12 protein-coding genes, 2 tRNA genes and 2 pseudogenes are annotated in these 14,069 nt (G+C 57.4%); 5 read left to right on the top strand and 11 right to left on the bottom strand.

Annotated features, from left to right (window positions below):
* Positions 1–571: 571 nt before the first annotated feature.
* The 5 genes from JVX91_RS18245 to JVX91_RS18225 all read right to left on the bottom strand — a co-directional run bounded on the left by JVX91_RS18245 (position 572) and on the right by JVX91_RS18225 (position 3,612).
* Positions 572–949, bottom strand: a complete 378-nt coding sequence (locus JVX91_RS18245) for a phage holin family protein (protein ID WP_205335586.1) — start codon at positions 947–949, stop codon at positions 572–574.
* Complete coding sequence (locus tag JVX91_RS18240; RefSeq protein WP_205335585.1) at positions 949–1,329, bottom strand: putative holin; 381 nt, start codon at positions 1,327–1,329, stop codon at positions 949–951. The genes JVX91_RS18245 and JVX91_RS18240 overlap by 1 nt, the downstream gene beginning before the upstream one ends.
* Before the next feature lie 102 nt (positions 1,330–1,431).
* A complete protein-coding gene (locus tag JVX91_RS18235; RefSeq protein WP_205335584.1) occupies positions 1,432–2,709 on the bottom strand; it encodes a hypothetical protein in 1,278 nt (425 codons plus the stop codon).
* A complete protein-coding gene (locus JVX91_RS18230) occupies positions 2,706–2,891 on the bottom strand; it encodes a Com family DNA-binding transcriptional regulator (protein ID WP_205335583.1) in 186 nt (61 codons plus the stop codon). The genes JVX91_RS18235 and JVX91_RS18230 overlap by 4 nt, the downstream gene beginning before the upstream one ends.
* 373 nt (positions 2,892–3,264) lie before the next feature.
* Entirely contained in the window at positions 3,265–3,612 is a 348-nt protein-coding gene (locus tag JVX91_RS18225; RefSeq protein ID WP_240201617.1) for a hypothetical protein, read from the bottom strand.
* 161 nt (positions 3,613–3,773) lie between these two features.
* Between JVX91_RS18225 and JVX91_RS29195 the strand changes: the two genes are divergently transcribed.
* The 3 genes and pseudogenes from JVX91_RS29195 to JVX91_RS18210 all read left to right on the top strand — a co-directional run bounded on the left by JVX91_RS29195 (position 3,774) and on the right by JVX91_RS18210 (position 5,455).
* The gene (locus JVX91_RS29195; protein WP_205335581.1) at positions 3,774–4,142 is read left to right on the top strand and encodes a site-specific DNA-methyltransferase; all 369 of its coding nucleotides are present in this window, start codon (positions 3,774–3,776) and stop codon (positions 4,140–4,142) included.
* Positions 4,139–4,388: pseudogene (locus JVX91_RS29025) on the top strand (DUF4224 domain-containing protein). The gene JVX91_RS29195 and the pseudogene JVX91_RS29025 overlap by 4 nt, the downstream one beginning before the upstream one ends.
* Positions 4,388–5,455, top strand: a pseudogene (locus JVX91_RS18210) (integrase). Before JVX91_RS29025 ends, JVX91_RS18210 begins: the two co-directional pseudogenes overlap by 1 nt.
* A 111-nt stretch (positions 5,456–5,566) precedes the next feature.
* Here JVX91_RS18210 and JVX91_RS18205 read toward each other — a convergent pair.
* From JVX91_RS18205 to uvrY, 5 genes are all read right to left on the bottom strand, one after another.
* Positions 5,567–5,640, bottom strand: a tRNA-Cys gene (locus JVX91_RS18205).
* Between the two features lie 35 nt (positions 5,641–5,675).
* Positions 5,676–5,751 (bottom strand) — tRNA-Gly (locus JVX91_RS18200).
* A 68-nt stretch (positions 5,752–5,819) separates the two neighbouring features.
* Positions 5,820–6,380, bottom strand: a complete 561-nt coding sequence (gene pgsA, locus JVX91_RS18195) for a CDP-diacylglycerol--glycerol-3-phosphate 3-phosphatidyltransferase (protein WP_205335580.1) — start codon at positions 6,378–6,380, stop codon at positions 5,820–5,822.
* A gap of 33 nt (positions 6,381–6,413) precedes the next feature.
* Complete coding sequence (uvrC, locus tag JVX91_RS18190; RefSeq protein WP_205335579.1) at positions 6,414–8,240, bottom strand: excinuclease ABC subunit UvrC; 1,827 nt, start codon at positions 8,238–8,240, stop codon at positions 6,414–6,416.
* Between the two features lie 2 nt (positions 8,241–8,242).
* Positions 8,243–8,887 carry a UvrY/SirA/GacA family response regulator transcription factor gene (uvrY, locus tag JVX91_RS18185; protein WP_205335578.1) on the bottom strand — a complete coding sequence of 215 codons (645 nt, stop codon included), beginning with the start codon at positions 8,885–8,887 and terminating at the stop codon, positions 8,243–8,245.
* A gap of 620 nt (positions 8,888–9,507) precedes the next feature.
* On the opposite strand from uvrY, the gene JVX91_RS18180 reads away from it, so the two are divergent.
* Positions 9,508–10,137, top strand: coding sequence for a hypothetical protein (locus tag JVX91_RS18180; RefSeq protein ID WP_205335577.1), 630 nt, complete (start codon positions 9,508–9,510; stop codon positions 10,135–10,137).
* A 486-nt stretch (positions 10,138–10,623) separates the two neighbouring features.
* Positions 10,624–11,898: a hypothetical protein gene (locus tag JVX91_RS18175; protein WP_205335576.1), complete on the top strand. Its 1,275-nt coding sequence runs from the start codon at positions 10,624–10,626 to the stop codon at positions 11,896–11,898.
* A 131-nt stretch (positions 11,899–12,029) separates the two neighbouring features.
* On the opposite strand, the gene JVX91_RS18170 is transcribed toward JVX91_RS18175, so the two are convergent.
* The gene (locus JVX91_RS18170; protein WP_205335575.1) at positions 12,030–13,172 is read right to left on the bottom strand and encodes an acyltransferase; all 1,143 of its coding nucleotides are present in this window, start codon (positions 13,170–13,172) and stop codon (positions 12,030–12,032) included.
* Between the last annotated feature and the right edge of the window lie 897 nt (positions 13,173–14,069).

Here is a 14,069-nt window from a genome sequence, read left to right as displayed (position 1 = left end):
CCAGGACCAGTTCGCTGGTGGTTCGGGCGGCGTTGAATGCGCCGGCGTCGACGGCTCCACCAGCTCGCCGCGCTGCTTGCGGAATTCGTCCTCGGCCAGTTGGCCCAGGTAGTACTCGCGGTGGGCGCGGGCTTTCTGGAGGTCGTGGACGCCGGGAGTTGTCGGCTCGAGTGCTGGCAGCGGCGGCGCGTCGGGGGTCAGGTGGGCGGTGACGCCGCTCTCCAGGCGGGCCGCTTCGTGGCGTGCGGCGACGCCGGCCTTGCTGGGATCTGCGGTCGCCTCCAGCAGCGCGCCGGTGGCTGCGGCGTCGACGTGTTTGCCGTCGGCAGTGAGCACCAGGCGGTTCTCGCGGGCGAGCTTGGAAACGTAGGAGCGTGACCAGCCGCGGCTGTCCGCGTACTCGGACTTGAGCATCAGTGTCATTGAGGGCACCTGTTAACCGGAAATGAACTGGTCGAGTGAACCGGTGAACCGCAGTTCACTAAGTCTCAACCCCAGCCACTAACGCGAAATCGCGGGTCTGAACGCCCGTGTCTGGCGGGTGCCACAGGGTCCCCGACGGCAGAGATGGTCAACTTGGTCCGAGGCTTGAGGGACCATCCCAAGCAGATCTTTTAAGTAACTTCCCCACATTCCCCTGGACCGCCACCAGGGCAGCGAACAGCATGCAGTTGATCCCCGTATTTGCGACGTAAGCCAAACGGCTGGCGCCCTCCCAACCTGCGAGCACAGCAACATCGAAAAGGCAGGTAAGCCCAGAAGACAACGCAAGCAGAAACGCCAGCCATGTGATCCAGCGCCTAATAACCGGACCTCGATAGTGCAAGGCAACTAAGTAGAAAATTCCGCCGCTCGCAGCCATATCGACCACTGTCGCCAGCAATGGCAGCCCTGGCAGCGGATGCAGCCATTGGAGCAGCCAGTGCATCGACTCCATCAGAGCATCCATTAGCGTTTTCTCCAGCGTTGCGCATCAGAGAATATCTTCTGCAGTGGCCTGCTGATCAGGTACTGCAGAAGCCGCACAATAATCGCGCTGGTCAGCAACGCACCGACCCCATCCGGGATAGCCGCCGCACTACCCATCATCACTAATCCGATGGCATCAGCAGCGAAGCCCGCGGTGAGGACACCAGCCAACCAAGCGACGATGAAATACAGAGTCTTGGCAATGACGGGGTCCGCCTGGAGACTCAGCATGTAAACCACAGCTCCACAGAACGCCCCAGCAACTACGCCCAAGAAACCGTCGGCCTGGACACCCAGAATTGCAGCTGCGGCCGTAGCCAACGTCGCTAGACCAGGACCGGTAAGTGGTCCGCCTTCCATGAAGGCCTCCTCAATTTGCATTTGTATTGATCGCAGAGAAAAATCCGAACATTCAACATGAAAAAGCCCGGCATACCGCCGGGCTTTTCCGCATATCACAAGTTAGGGAACGACTGTGACATCAACCGACTGTGTAACTGTGCCACCGGGACCAGAGCACGAAATTTGATAGATATTAGAGAAGTACAACGGATCAGTTTCCCAAGCGCCTGAAGTTGCCAGCGGAACACCGGTCTTGCTCATACACTGACTAGCATTTTGAGAAGACCAATAGCGAGTGACCTTTTGTCCAGCCTGAATCTGACGTGGCTGCACATCCAAGGTCATTGTTGGCTTTGGAATAACATTAACAAAGACGCTCGAAGTTACAGTCCCACCTAGGCCTGTGCAGGAGATTTGATAGGTATTGGAGGAGTACACAGGCGCAGTGACCGAGGAACCAGAGGTCGCAAGGCGGTCACCAGTCTTGCTGGTACAGTAGTCAGCATATTGCGACTCCCAATTCCGAGTAACCACATCACCCTCAATAACATTCACCGGATTAACAGATAGCGTCATGGTAGGATGTTTGATTCCGAGCATTTCAAATCCAGACTTCTCGAACGTCTTGGTGTATGCGTAGCGCGAACCTATATACGCATCGACCGTCACCTTAAAGTTGGCATTTTTCTGGGCGTAGTCCTTGAAGGTTTTATTGAAACTATCTGCATCCACGTACACCCACAGCGGAAGGCCCATCGTCTCAGTGTATTGTTGAGAGAATGAATCGGAAATACCGGCCCCAGTCGCCTCTACCTTTACGGTCATCTTAGTGACGCTATTATAACTTACCAACTTCAGTCGGCTTCGACCTTTATAGTCCTCCCAATCAGAGGTGACAACCTCATGAAAAACAACAGAGTTAAAGCTACCGCATTCAGCACCAATTTCCTCTGAATAAGTCCAATTGGATGGAGTATAGGTACTACACCCCCTCAAGCGTTCTTTTGGCGCGGCCAACTCAAAGCGATAATGCTCAACCGGCGCCTGTGGGTAACTGACATAGCGAGCCTTACTGATAACCAGTCCAGATTTTGTATTCTGCAAATCTTTCTGATACATAATCGTCGCGCCATCGAACAAATCCGTCCAATGCACAGTTACACCCGGGCAATATGCATAATTTGTCTCTAGGTAACTGAAATATTTCCCAGCAGGAATATTGGTTCCAGTCCCACACACATAACCAGTAGCTCCTGCTGCAGCTCCCAGAAGTTGTTTCTGCTCAGCGACAGCCGACTCTTGAGTCGCGCTTGGCTGCATGACAGTTTCTTCGGCTTGAACAGTAGAGAGCCAGCCGATCGCCAGGCATACAGCAATACAAGTTGTTGAAAGCTTCATAGATCCTCGCATTTACCTTCAGAGTTAATCGAACGTGAATCGCTCAAAGGCGTCTGGACGAGGCTCAAGGCCCTCACATGATTAAGCGTCCGGCAGCGCGGACACTTGATCTGGACTTCACTCAGCTCCCCAATACGGGCAAGCAACCGGCTGCATTTCCCACAGCGGCAATCCTTCAGCATCTGCAACGCCTATTCAGTTCTGCTAGGCTCGCCGCGCTCTCGAGAGCAAGGGGGCCTAGGCTGGCTTGCAGCTCGGACTGCAGGTCGGCGACCGTGGGCGGTGCTACTACACCGACCACGGTCGCCCTCTTTCAACCGCCCACCCAAAGCCCGACACACGCCGAGCCCATCAATAGGCAGGCAACAAAAAACCCGGCACGACGGCCGGGTTTCTTGATTTGCGTACCGGAGCCCTTAAGACAAACCGGTAACACCATGCCTACTTTGTACCCCCTCTTTGCCAAAAGGCCAACGCCAGCCCTCCAATCAACGTGAATACGTTTTCAACCCCTTTGATATTTAAGGATTTTTTATCCTTCCATCCGCCAATATCTCATGCAGCACGACGTAGCAGCATGCCCTGGAGCGCCAGGTGCGCATCGCGCAGGCGACGATAGAACGTTCGCTGGCTACACCGGCAATAAGCCCACTTCTGGTACTCCATGCTCTGGCGGTTCAGATAGTGCTCCCGCAGCTTATGCGGCAGCAGATAGCGATTCATGATCATCTCGATTTCCGCCGCCTGCCCCACCAGCACGCTACCGCCCCGGTTCATGCTGCGGATTAACTCGCCGCAGGTGTCCATCAGCAGCGCGATCACATTGCCGCAGCCCGTGCCCTCCGGGCGCCTCAGCCCCGGCCCATGGAACTCGAAAGCCCACACCCGCAGCAGTTCGTCCATTGCTCGAATCATCGTCAAAACTCCAGCTCGGCCAACCCAACACATCAAGCGACCTACCCAACACACACCCAACACACAAAAAACTATATAAATCCTTAACTTAATTAGATGTGTGTGGTGGGTGTGCATGGTTACCGCGCATAAATGAAGGCTGCCACGGCATGCCCCGCGGAACGCTCAACTGGTCCAGCGGTGAACAGAACCCGGGCTCGTTCCAATCGGCCAACACTGACCGCACGAGCGAAAACCACCATCCCACCGTCAAACCCACCAATTTGATGGCCTACCTGTGCCGCCTGATTACACCGCCAGGCAGTCTGGTGCTGGATCCGTTCATGGGCAGCGGCAGCACCGGCAAGGCCTGCATGCGCGAAGGATTCCGCCTCATCGGCATCGAACGCGACACCGACGAAAACGGGCAGTCCCTGGGCTACATCGCCATCGCCGCAGCCCGCATCAGCCACGCATGGGAACAGGCGCAGCACGAGCGCGCCCAGGGCGATCTGTTTGGTACTGGAGACGAAGCATGATCATCGCAGCGACAACCAGCACCGAGCCCGCCGCTGAGTTTCTGACCGAAGCCGAGCTACAGGTAATGGCCCAGTACCCACCAGATCGCATGGCTCAAGGCAAACGGATGGGTGTACGAAGTCTACGCTGCAGGCCGCCCCATCGTCGGCCGTATCTACGCCCGTCTGAAACTAGCCGGGGTGAAGCCCACCAGCTCGGCCGCTGTTGAGGAACCTTGGCAGCTCGACTTGAGGGACGTCAGCTAATGGGACGCCCGCGCAAACCGGAAAACCGAGAGCTTCCCTACCGTATGCTCAAGCGCACCCGGAAGCTCAAATCAGGTAAGGAATGGGTCGGCTACTACTACCTCGGCCGCAAGGAAGACGGCACGGTCAAGGAAATCCCCCTCGGGACCGACCTCGGCGAGGCACTGCAGGAGTGGGCACGCCTCGCCCGGGCAACCCCGCCGAAAACCATCCGCTACATGTCGGAGCTGTTCGACCGCTACGAAAACGAGATCATCCCCACCAAGTCCAAGCGCTCCCAGGACGACAACCTCAAATATGAGCTGCCCCGGCTGCGCAGAGCCTTCGACAAAGCCCCTATCGGCGCAATCACGCCCCAGGTGATCGCGCGCTATCGGGATGCACGGACGGCAAAAACACGCGGCAATCGCGAGATTGCCATCCTTTCCCACGTCTTTACCCTTGCACGGGAATGGGGCTACCACGACGGCGCCAACCCCTGCGCGGGGTCCGCCGCAATAAAGAGCGCCCACGGAGCTTTTATGCGGGCAACGACGTTTGGTCCGCCGTCTACGCCCAGGCCTGCCAGGAGCTGCGGGACGCCATGGATATGGCCTACCTTGCCGGCCAGCGGCCGGCGGACACCCTTAAAGTGTCGGCGGGCGACCTGACGGCGGACTTCCTGCTGGTCGGGCAAGACCACAAAAAAGCTGCGCGTGCGCCTGCACGTCGACGGAGCCCCCACGGGGCTGGGCCAGTTCATCGACGGTCTGCTGGAGCGCCGCAAGCTCGCCGGCATCACCAGCTCGACACTGATCACCAACAGTCGGGGGCTGCGCCTGAGCTACCGCATGCTGGTCAACCGCTGGAACGAAGCGCGCAACCAGGCGGCAGCAGCCGCGATCGAGGCCCACGACAAGCCGTTGGCTGAGCGCATCAAGGCGTTCGTATTCAGCGACGTCCGACCCAAGGCCGCGAGCGAAATCGAGGACATCGGCGACGCCAGCAAGCTGCTGGGCCACAGCAAAGAAGAGATCACCAAGAAGGTCTACCGCCGCGTTGGCGAAGTAGTCAAACCGACTCGCTGACCCGTCGCGTGGGGCGCGTGTAACGGAAACGATCTCGAAATAACGGAAATGATGCGAGGAAGGCAGAAAGCAAAAAGCCCCGCAGATGCTTAATCTACGGGGCTTTCTGTTTGGAGGCTGAGGTCGGAATCGAACCGGCGTTCACGGATTTGCAATCCGGTGCATAACCACTCTGCTACTCAGCCATGACACGGATGACCACAAGGTGATCATCAAAATCTGGAGCGGGAAACGAGACTCGAACTCGCGACCCCGACCTTGGCAAGGTCGTGCTCTACCAACTGAGCTATTCCCGCGTTGTCGTGTTGACGGGCGCCATTCTAACGTTTCGAAAAGCCCTGTCAACTCCTTGATTCAAAAATACTTATTTCTCTTTTGGGGTCGCGTTGAGGTGCGGCCAGGCGGCCACCAGATAGTGCAGCATCGACCACAGGGTGAGGACCGCGGCAATGATCAGCAATGCGTAGCCTACCAGGACCCAGAAAGTCATCAGGGGTGGATTGGCCAGAAGAATGACCAGCGCCAACATTTGCGCGGCAGTCTTCCATTTCCCGAGGCTCGAGACGGCAACATGCGCCCTCGCCCCTAGCTCTGCCATCCACTCGCGCAATGCCGACACCACGATCTCGCGACCGATGATGATCGCCGCAGGCAGCGTCAGCCACAGATTGGCATGCTCCTCGACCAGCAGGACCAGCGCGGTAGCGACCATCAGCTTGTCCGCCACCGGATCGAGGAACGCGCCAAACGGCGTGCTTTGCCCAAGCCTGCGAGCGAGGTAGCCATCGAGCCAGTCGGTAGCCGCCGCCAATGCGAAAACGGAACTGGCAGCCAGATGACTCGCCGGAAACGGGAGATAGAACAGCAGGATGAAGATCGGAATGAGCAGAACGCGGAGCAGTGTAAGCAGGTTCGGGATATTCATCGGGTCGGAAGGTCTGCGAGTTGAGCCGGCATTCTACTCGCTGTGCAGTGCAGCATAAATCTGCTCTGCCAGCTTTTTACTGATACCGGGGGCCTTGGCAATTTCATCGATACTGGCTCTACCGAGTTCCTGCAACCCACCGAAATGCTTGAGCAGGTCGCGCCGGCGCTTGGGACCGACACCTGCCACATCTTCGAGGGTCGAGGTTCTACGCGCCTTTCCGCGTCGTGCGCGGTGGCCAGTAATGGCGAAGCGGTGAGCCTCATCGCGGATTTGCTGGATGAGGTGCAGCGCCGGGGAATCGGCGGGCAGCGTGAATTCATGTTCGGCGTCATTGAGATACAACGTCTCCAGGCCCGGCTTGCGGGTAACGCCCTTGGCCACACCAAGCAACGTCAATCCCACTACAGCCAGCTCCTGAAGCACCTCCTGGGCCATCGCCAGCTGCCCCTTGCCACCGTCCACCAGCAGGATGTCCGGCATCTTGCCTTCGCCCTCCTTGAGTCGGCTGAAGCGGCGCGTCAGGGCCTGGTGCATGGCGGCGTAATCGTCGCCGGCAGTGATGCCTTCGATATTGAATCGGCGATAGTCCGACTTCAGGGCGCCTTCCGGCCCGAAGACGACGCAGGACGCGACAGTCGCTTCACCGCTGGAATGACTGATGTCGAAACACTCCAGCCGCTGTGGCGGCTCGGGCAGGTCCAGCGCCTCGCCCAGCGCGTCGAAGCGAGTGGCCATGTGCAGCCGGTTGGCCAGCCGCGCCCCCAGCGCCTGTTCGGCGTTGGTCACGGCCAACTGCTGCCAGCGAGCACGGGTGCCGCGCACGCGATGGCTGATTTCCAGCAGCCGGCCACGGGACTCTTCGATGGCCGATGCCAATATCGGAAAATCCTCGTGCACGGCATTGACGATCAGTTCGGTAGGTAGATCGCGCTCGTGATGACTGAGGTAGTACTGGCCAAGGAACGCGAGCATGACATCCGCCACCTCCTCCTCGATGGCCACCTGCGGGAAGAAGTTCTTGCTCCCCAGCACGCGCCCGCCTCGAACACTGATCAGATGCACGCACGCGCCACCCGGCGTGACGATAGCCGCCACCACATCGACATTGCCGGTGCCGAACTCCATGCTCTGCTGATCCTGGACACGGCGCAGGATAGAAACCTGATCGCGCAGCTCCGCGGCTTTTTCGAAGTCCAGGCGCATCGCCGCCTGCTCCATGCTGGAGGAAAGCTCCTCCGCCAGGACGTTACTGCGGCCTTCGAGGAACATGATGGAGTGACGCACGTCTTCGGCATATTCCTCCTCACTCACCAACCCCACGCAAGGCGCCTTGCAGCGCTTGATCTGGTATTGCAGGCACGGACGTGTGCGGTTGCGGAAATAGCTGTCCTCGCACTGGCGCACGAAGAATGCCTTCTGCAGCAAGGCCAGGCTTTCACGAATCGCGCCAGCGCTGGGATAGGGGCCGAAGTACCGCCCCTTCCGCTTCTTCGCACCGCGATGGATCGTCAGGCGCGGGAAGTCATCCTCGGTGGACAGGAAGACGTACGGATACGACTTGTCGTCGCGCAGCAGGATGTTGTACGGCGGCCGCCATTCCTTGATCAGCGTCTGCTCGAGCAGCAGCGCTTCGGTTTCGTTGGCAGTGATGGTGGTCTCGACCTGGGCGATCTTCGCCACCAGGGCGGCGGTCTTCGGCGCCAGGCCGGTCTTGCGGAAGTAGCTGGATAGACGTTTCTTGAGGTCCTTGGCCTTGCCGACATACAGCAACTTGGCCTCGGCATCGAACATGCGGTAGACGCCCGGCCGTCCACTGCAGGTGGCCAGGAACGCCGCCGAATCGAACGGAGCGGTCATCGTCAGTTGCTGGTGTCGACCATGCCGTGCCGGACGGCCAGCAGCGCCAACTCGACGTCGCTGGTGATCGAGAGCTTCTCGAAGATGCGGTAACGGTAGGTATTCACGGTCTTGGGCGACAGGCAAAGCTTGTCGGAAATGCTCTGCACTTTATGGCAGTTGGCGATCATCAGCGCGATCTGGATTTCGCGCTCGGACAGCGTATCGAACGGTGTGGCGTTCTTTTCCGGCTCGAAGGATTTCAGCGCGAGGCTCTGGGCAATCTGTGGGCTGATGTAGCGCTGGCCGGCAAACACCTGGCGAATGGCCTGGACCATTTCTTCCAGCGCTGCGCCCTTGGTCAGATAACCCGCTGCACCGGCCTGCATCAGGCGAGTCGGGAATGGGTCCTCCTCGCAGACGGTCACCACCACGACACGAACGTCGGGCTGGCTGCGCAGCAATTTGCGAGTCGCCTCAAGGCCGCCGATGCCAGGCATCTTCACATCCATCAGCACCACATCGGGCTTGAGCTCGCGAGCTAGTTGCAGCCCGCGTTCGCCGGAGTCGGCCTGGCCAACGACCTGCAGGCCATCGATATCGGCCAGCATGCGGGTAATTCCGGTGCGCACCAGATCGTGATCATCGACCACCAGCACCTTAATCACGCAGCACCCCTTGAGCGAAATGGAATGATGAAGCCCCCGACGGCAAATGTCGGGGAACTGCCGAACCTTAACAGAAAGCGGCCCCACCACCTAGCGTGGAACGACCTTGTCAAAATGCAAGCGCCAGAGAAAACCTTGGCCCTGGCAAAATGCTGACAGATGAGCCAGAACCCGTCTAGAACGCCGGTCTTAATATTTTTCGGGCTGTATTCCCTAGGCCCACCGGGTTCCGGCTAGTCCTGGAAAGCAAGTCGAGTGTTTGAATTTCGCGCATCGAAGCGCACCGGGCCACCCGGCAGATCACCGTATGTCATGCGTATTGGAAAAACGCACTGAGATGCAGCTTTTCTCAGAAAGATCGAAGGACTCACATTTCATCGAGCGCAGGCCAGGATCCTTCCATTGGCTGCCCTACCCTGGCTCATCTGTCCGACGCCACCGGTGATCTGGCACCGCACTGAAAATCAGTTTTCCTATCATCCCGGCCTGGGAAAACATCGGAAACTGCAGCACGCCATCCATGAACTCCGCGAAACCGTATGAAAGGTGTGCCTACGAACTCCTCATGGCGCCCCCTATAGCCATCGAAGACAGAACAACCCGCCGCAGAACAGCCAACCATGAAAAGAATTTGGAACCGCCAGGGCATTTTCGAGCCCCGTCCCCGCAGCAAGAAAGCAAGGAATATGAGAACTCTTCGCGCAGCCGGGGCTGCAATGATGTCGGCATGGGCGCTCGCGCCGGCGCACGCATCCTCCCCGGTGCTGCCGCCAACCATTCAGGCTCTGGCGGCCTCTCCCATCGTTTCCTCGCAGTCACTTAACCTGACGCCCGGACCAGTTGAGGACCGCCTCCTGGCCATCGCCTGGGAAGATAACAAAAGCCACGCCGTCTCCTTCGGCCTGGTCAGAAAGTCCAGCCACACAACCCAAACGCTGTGGCTGACCCAACGAAGCGATGCCTACGACTTGTTGCTGAGACAAATCACGAACTGGCAATACCACCAGCAGCCCGTCATCGCCCTCCTTTATTCCCAAGGCGCGCTCGCTCGGCAGGTGGAAATCTTCGGCATTGGCAAAGACGGTCTTCAACCACTCGACCAGCAACTGGGCGAGGCCATCGAGTGGAAAATTCGTCGCGATGGCAGCTTTGCGCTGGTGGTCTATTCCAAGCCCCACGCTCGCCTTGAACCCACCTGCTTCGACTGGTCGCCCAAGACCTACAAACTCATTCCTAGCCATTGTCAGTGAACCGCCGAGAATCACTCACTCACCGACATCCTCAAATTGCGCCCCATGTGTGGCACTGCGAAACGTTGAAACTCAACGACGGAAAAGTTTCAGCATCCACTAGCGCTCCGAGCACAAGGTAGCGACGCAGCAGCGTCTAGAAAGTGTGGGGGCAACACCGTATCGCGCCACATAACCGGTACTTCCCGGGCCAGTATCTAGGCAGGGAAAACGGGCTGTTCTCTTTCACTTAAAGCCGTGCAAACATGCAAGGACTGCTCCGAAGTCAGAACCGCCAAGTACGAGGCTGCATAATCCAAGCTGGCGCACGAGTCGCACCGAATCAACTCGAAAAGACCCATACCAGAGCCGGATGCCGCTGGCTCCTCCATGCGATTACAAGCCAACCTTTTGTTAATGCCTTCCTGGCGTTTTTTCCATCTCAGGCTGAAATACTTGGTGGGATACAAAGAATCTCCGTCGTGAGACTCAACCAAGGAAGGCAAAATGACTCAACCATCGCAACGCTTTGCCCGGCCCGCAGGGCTCGCCGCTACCCTACTGTGCATGTCACTCTCGCCAGCTTATGCAGATCAGGTGTTGTATCAGGTCGGTACGAAGCCACTCTTTGACGGCAGATTCGGGGACATCGCGGCGTTCCAAGGTGCGCTGAACGCACTCCCAGAGACCTGCAAGCTTCTCCCGGTAACGGTGGATGGCCAGTTTGGTCAGTCGACACGCAAGGCGATCCAGCACGCGACCCAGTGCGACGCCATCAAGAGCGCCCTCTCGCCCAACTCCCCCGCATTCAAAGGGGCGTTGACAGAAGACCTTTGGAAATCGGTCATGCCGAGCGGCAGCCCGAGCCCCTCCTACGAAAAGCGCGCCCAAACACTGGTTTTGACTTACGAAGCGACCGACTACGATCGCCTCGAATGGAACTTCTGCCAGAACAAACCTTTCTGGACGCCAGCCAATCCTTCAGCGCCTTGCTACACGAATGATCCGTCGAGCCTCATCACCTGGGGGCCTCGTGGGGCGACAGCAGGAGGCGGCAAGGAAGTCCAATGGGTTCTATGGCAACTCGATCAACAACATCCCGCGTCCATCACGAATGCCTTTGGATCGGAAGCCGCCGCCGTTCGCACGCTCTTCACGCTGAACTCAAATGCGACGCGCGCCATGTTGTGTTCGGTGTATGTCGATCCTAAGCGGCGGGGCCAATGGACCGCAGGTTTCCAAAAAATCGGGGAAGACCCAGCTGTGCGCCAGGTCTACGACGCGCACTACCTTTCCACTGCCAGTGACGGATCCAAGATGGCGAGTCTCTTCCGGCTATATCAGAGGCTGGGCGTCTCGCCGACCACGGTCGACTATGGGTTCTTTCTGGATCGGGCCACGCACTCCTCGCCGCCCAGCGACACCGTGTCAGCGGCACAAAAAATCAAGGGCGTACTATCTGCAAATCATTGGCCCCTCACACCCGCCAACGTCCGGCGTGCGTACTCGCGGGCATTCCCTACAAGCAATCAAACGCGCGATCGGCTCGGTCGCGACGTCGCCTACTTTGTTGATGCGCTGGGCATCGAGGGGCTGACCGCGGAGGAGAAGAGCGCATGGGTCCACCGTGGCACTTTTGCTGCTTCGGAGGTGGGGCTGTTCGATAGCCAGGCAGCATCCAAGCTCGTTCCCACTCCGGCGACCGTCAAGGGGCCACCCTTCGATCAGGCCGGAGCGGCCTTCCACTGCCCGGCTTCGGTGCTCAATCCACGCAAGCCGTAAAGCCCCGCTCGGTAGCTATAAAACCGCTTGCTGAGACTTCTGACTCTCCGCAGTGCGCACCGCATCACAGGGGGTCATTCGCTCTCACAGGAATGACCCGATGCAATACCGCAATGACAGGAGCCACCCACTCAGGTGGATTGCGCGCCTGCTGCCAGACCAGCGTTTCGTCCTGCACGTTGTTTGCGACCAATATAGTCGATGGCAGGCTGCTCAACGAATGTATGAACCAGGTATGCACTGCCAAACACCATGAAGATATAGGCAATGACCGAAAGCCCACTTGTGCTCCAGTGACTCCGAAAATAGAGAACAAATGCCGGATGCGCAAGATAGATAGAATATGACATTCGCCCCAAAACATCCCCCAACCAGTTATTTGTCAGCCTGAATATCACACCCTCTTCTTTCGCCAGAGACCATACCAAGGCTCCACCTAGAAATGGCGCAAGATAAGAGTCGGACCTATTCCAATTCAGCTTCGCAAACAGGTAGACCCCTATAAACAAAACACCAACCTGAATCATGGATGAAACCATCCAATCAGCCTTGCTGGAGCTGACAGTCAGGGCTATAAAAACCCCAATACAGAATCCGATGATCACGCGCACGAATCCAAACGGAAGGCCATTCCACTGCTGAAAGTGGACATTCATCTGACTCGGAGAGGTTCTGCTAATAAACACCACAAGAACTAAAGATATCAGAGCCATACTCGATATAAGCAGCCCTCGATTACTGTTTCGCAAGGCATGAATAATTGGGAAGAATAGTAATCCAACCCAGAACTCACCAGAGATGCTCCAGCCGACACGGGCGGGCTCGACCCAATAGTTTGAGCCATCACCAAATGGAAACAGCTGAGTAAGGGTGACAACCTTGAACACATCCAATGCTGCAGGCCATGGAATACCATCCACCAACTTAAGAAAAACAAAATGCACGGATACTATAAACAGGAACGCCGGAAATATCCTATAAATCCGGCGCTTCGTAAAATCAGAGAACCACCGCTCGCTGTCAGACCCACCACCAAAAACAATGGAGCGACTAAGAACATAACCACTCAGAATGAAAAAGAAGTCCACGACCAAAACAAAAGACGATGGAATTACATCACCCACATTATTCCAATAGTAGAAATGCCCAAGCGCTACAACTATCGCAAACACACCACGAAAAAAGTCAAGAGAATAATTCCTAGTCATACAGGCGATCCATTGAAGTAAACCGCCAAAAATTATCAACTCATGATAAAACGCAGCATCAGTCAATTCCGCAGACTCGCCAGAATCGACCTAAAAATCTATAGGGAATTTTCTAATTGAATACGGTGAGTTTCCGAACTTCGCGCTTGCCCCGACCTCTGCGCGCCTCGGTGATGTAGCCCGCAGAGGGTCAAACGCACGCAACTTCTGCCGCTATGACTCCACTGAAAAGCCCCGCACTAGCGGGGCCTATCTCGAAATGGACAGCGTATCGGGTCTGCTCTACTTCCATCCCGCTGATGATGGTTTCGCTGGTTACGTTACTTGCTCGGCGCGGCACAAGTGCCCTGCAGCACCACGGCGCTCTGGTAGATATCGTCAGCGTTGGTGAGAGTCCCAAGCTTGTCCGCGGACACTGACATCTTCTTGGCAACAAACTCACGGTTGGCTCCATACGCACTTGGGGCCAGGGGTCCCTTCTCGGCTGTGCCTAATGTGGTACTTGCGACGCCTGCAATACCCGCGCTGACACCAGGCCACACACCGCCGGTCCCAGCCGCGGCGAGCATGCTCCCCACGAAACCGGCAATGCCACCAAAAACCCCTACGCCAAGCCTTGCGCTTTCAGACGACTTCGAACGCGCTTCGTAGAAGTTCTGGGCTCTCAGGCAATCCGCAGATGCAACCTGGTAATCGAGAAGCGCAGCTGCTTTCTGGAGTTGAGCGCTTTCGTTGTTCCGGACCGATATTGGGTATGCCTTGAGAGGGCGCTTTAGTTCTGCAACGTGCAGTGCAGCCAGGTCTGGGTCATCTGCTTCGGCATGCCCATTTCCCGAGCCGGCAGAAGAACACCCAGTGAGCAAAAGCACGAGAGGCAAAGTCCGCGGGAGGCTTTTCCACATATCGGTTCATCCTTGAGCCAGAGATTGTCGCAAGCGTAGCTCAGATGATGGCGCATTCAAT

Source organism: Pseudomonas sp. PDNC002, from assembly GCF_016919445.1.
Lineage (GTDB): Bacteria > Pseudomonadota > Gammaproteobacteria > Pseudomonadales > Pseudomonadaceae > Pseudomonas.
Note: the sequence above shows the minus strand (reverse complement) of the source record. Positions and strands in the feature narration are given on the sequence as shown.

What these genes read in the sequence shown, in the direction of transcription:
- JVX91_RS18245 (WP_205335586.1), bottom strand. Translation starts at nt 949, where the DNA reads ATGGATGCTCTGATGGAGTCGATGCACTGGCTGCTCCAATGGCTGCAT.
- JVX91_RS18240 (WP_205335585.1), bottom strand. Translation starts at nt 1,329, where the DNA reads ATGGAAGGCGGACCACTTACCGGTCCTGGTCTAGCGACGTTGGCTACG.
- JVX91_RS18235 (WP_205335584.1), bottom strand. Translation starts at nt 2,709, where the DNA reads ATGAAGCTTTCAACAACTTGTATTGCTGTATGCCTGGCGATCGGCTGG.
- JVX91_RS18230 (WP_205335583.1), bottom strand. Translation starts at nt 2,891, where the DNA reads ATGCTGAAGGATTGCCGCTGTGGGAAATGCAGCCGGTTGCTTGCCCGT.
- JVX91_RS18225 (WP_240201617.1), bottom strand. Translation starts at nt 3,612, where the DNA reads ATGGACGAACTGCTGCGGGTGTGGGCTTTCGAGTTCCATGGGCCGGGG.
- JVX91_RS29195 (WP_205335581.1), top strand. Translation starts at nt 3,774, where the DNA reads ATGCCCCGCGGAACGCTCAACTGGTCCAGCGGTGAACAGAACCCGGGC.
- pgsA (WP_205335580.1), bottom strand. Translation starts at nt 6,380, where the DNA reads ATGAATATCCCGAACCTGCTTACACTGCTCCGCGTTCTGCTCATTCCG.
- uvrC (WP_205335579.1), bottom strand. Translation starts at nt 8,240, where the DNA reads ATGACCGCTCCGTTCGATTCGGCGGCGTTCCTGGCCACCTGCAGTGGA.
- JVX91_RS18180 (WP_205335577.1), top strand. Translation starts at nt 9,508, where the DNA reads ATGAAAAGAATTTGGAACCGCCAGGGCATTTTCGAGCCCCGTCCCCGC.
- JVX91_RS18175 (WP_205335576.1), top strand. Translation starts at nt 10,624, where the DNA reads ATGACTCAACCATCGCAACGCTTTGCCCGGCCCGCAGGGCTCGCCGCT.